General features: G+C 76.4%; 3 protein-coding genes. 1 reads left to right on the forward strand and 2 read right to left on the reverse strand.

Features of this window, described 5'->3' with window-relative positions; all coding sequences use genetic code 11:
• Together FA014_RS19280 and FA014_RS19285 are read right to left on the reverse strand one after the other, a co-directional pair.
• A partial coding sequence (locus FA014_RS19280) for a 2-oxoglutarate dehydrogenase E1 subunit family protein (protein WP_154731220.1) occupies nt 1-345 on the reverse strand: 345 nt, incomplete at its 3' end.
• A 164-nt stretch (nt 346-509) separates the two neighbouring features.
• Nucleotides 510-1,811 carry a multidrug effflux MFS transporter gene (locus tag FA014_RS19285; RefSeq protein WP_154731221.1) on the reverse strand — a complete coding sequence of 434 codons (1,302 nt, stop codon included), beginning with the start codon at nt 1,809-1,811 and terminating at the stop codon, nt 510-512.
• 107 nt (nt 1,812-1,918) lie between these two features.
• Between FA014_RS19285 and FA014_RS19290 the strand changes: the two genes are divergently transcribed.
• Nucleotides 1,919-2,204, forward strand: a 286-nt coding sequence (locus FA014_RS19290) for a hypothetical protein (RefSeq protein ID WP_230323447.1), incomplete at its 3' end; no start/stop codon positions are given.

The raw sequence follows: 2,204 nt of genomic DNA on the forward strand, positions 1-2,204 counted from the left end.
CTCGCGTGGCGTGGGCGCGGCGGCCGGGGCCGCCGGGGACGGTGCGCTCGCGGGCCCGGCGGGCGCGGCGGGCGCGGCGTCGACCGCACCGTTCCCCCCGGTGCCCACCGCCCCGCTGCCGTCCGCGACGGCGCCGGACGTCGTCGCGGCGGGCGCCGAGGGCTTGTAGCCCTCGAAGAAGTCCCACCACGCCGGGTCGACCGCGGTCTTGTCCTGGAGGTACTGCTCGTACAGCTCGTCCACCAGCCACGTGTTCGCGCCGAAATCGGCACGGTTCACGTCTGGCTCCGCATGCTGGGACACGCGAGGATCGCCCACTTCCTCCGCGGTCACGGACCGCGTCATCGCCGGATTCGTTCGTGGACCACCCTACGTCCTGACCGGGCGTCATCTCCCCTCGGGGAGCGCGGCGCGCGGGCGGTTCACACGGTTGTCACACGACGGGTCCGGCGGGGGTACCAGGCTCCCCATCTGCGGGTCTGCGCCGGGTCGAGGACGTGCCAACTCGGTCATGCATCGGCTGATGGCACCGCCGCGGGCGGTGCCGGGGCGGTCGCCGCGAACCGGGCCGCGAGGACCGCGCCGACCGCCAGCACCAGCATCGTCACCGCCATCGGCACCGCGGTGCGCTCGCCGGCGAGGCCGACCAGCGGCGACACCGCGGCGCCGACGCCGAACTGCAGCGCGCCCATGACCGCCGAGCCGGTGCCGGCGGCGTGGGCGACCTCGTCGGTGGCGAGCGTGGTGGCGTTGCCGAACACCAGGCCGAGGGCGCTGACGGTGAGGAACAGCAGCACCAGGGTCGGCCACCGGGGCAGGTCGAGCAGCACGACGTCGAGGAGCAGCAGGACCGTCAGCACGGCGACCGCCGTGACGCCGACGCCGAGGAGCCGCTGGGGCGGGAACCGGTCGACGAGCCTCGTGCCCAGCCCGGCGACGACGCCGAGCCCCAGCGCGTTGGCGGCGAACGCCACCGAGTACGCGCCGACCGACAGGCCGAGCACGTTCTGGAGCACGAACGGCGAGGCGGAGATGTACGCGAACATCGCGGCGAAGCCGAGCACCAGCGCGCCCGTCCAGCCGAGGTACCGGCGGTTGCCGAGCACGGTGCGGGCGTCGCGCAGCGTCGCGGCGAGCCCGCCGCGGGTGCGTGCCTCGTGGGGCCGGGTCTCCGGGACCAGGACGAGGACGCCGACGAGCATGAGCGCGCTGACGCCGGCGAGGATGCCGAACACCCCGCGCCAGCCGACCGCGGTGACCAGCGTCCCGCCGAGCAGCGGGGCGACGACCGGGGCGACGCCCTGGATCAGCATCATCACCCCGAACAGCTTGGCCGCGGCGGTGCCGCGCGCCCGGTCGGCGACGACGGCGCGGCTGAGCACCACCCCCGCCGCGCCGGCGAAGCCCTGGACGAACCGCGCGACGACGAGGAACGCGATCGACGGCGCGAGGGCGCAGGCCAGGCCGGCGGCGGCGCACAGGGCGCTGCCCGCGACCAGCAGGCCCCGCCGGCCGCGCTGGTCGGACAGCGGGCCGATCACGAGCTGCCCGAGCGCCAGGCCGACCATGAACGTCGTGAGCGAGAGCTGCACGGCGGCGGCGCTGGTGCCGAGGTCGACGGCCATCCGCGGGAAGGCCGGCAGGTACATGTCGGTGGCGAGCGGCGCGATCGCGGTGAGGAGCGCGAGCACGACGGTCGTGCCGAGCGGCAGCGCGCGCCGCGGGGGGCTCGCGGGGGCGTCGTGACCGGCGGCGGTCGGGGCGGGGGCGGGCGTGGCGGCGGGCACGGCGGTGCCCGGGGCGGCGGTCATGGGAGGGAGCGCTCCAGCGCGGAGGAGGGCGGCGGGGCCGCGGACCGGAGCATCTTATCTATGAAGTCATATATGTCGATCCATACCCGCGCTGCTAGCCTCCCGGCGTGACCGGAACCAGCCCCGCCGACGGCGACGGGACCGACGACCTGCGGGTGCTGGCCGTCGCCCTGCACGACCTGTCCCGCGCCGTCCGCCAGGCGCAGGGCGCGCAGCAGGACGCGCCGGGGCGGCTGCCGCCGACCGAGTTCGAGGTGATGCGGTACGTCGACGCGGCGCTGATCTCGGCGGCCGCCCCGTCGTACGCTCCGGCGGGCGCCCAGCTGGTGCAGGCGACGTCGGTGCTGCCCTCGGGGCCGTGGGACGCCGCGGCCCGCCCGGACCCGGCGGAGG

Source organism: Cellulomonas hominis (assembly GCF_005239125.1).
GTDB lineage: Bacteria > Actinomycetota > Actinomycetes > Actinomycetales > Cellulomonadaceae > Cellulomonas > Cellulomonas hominis_A.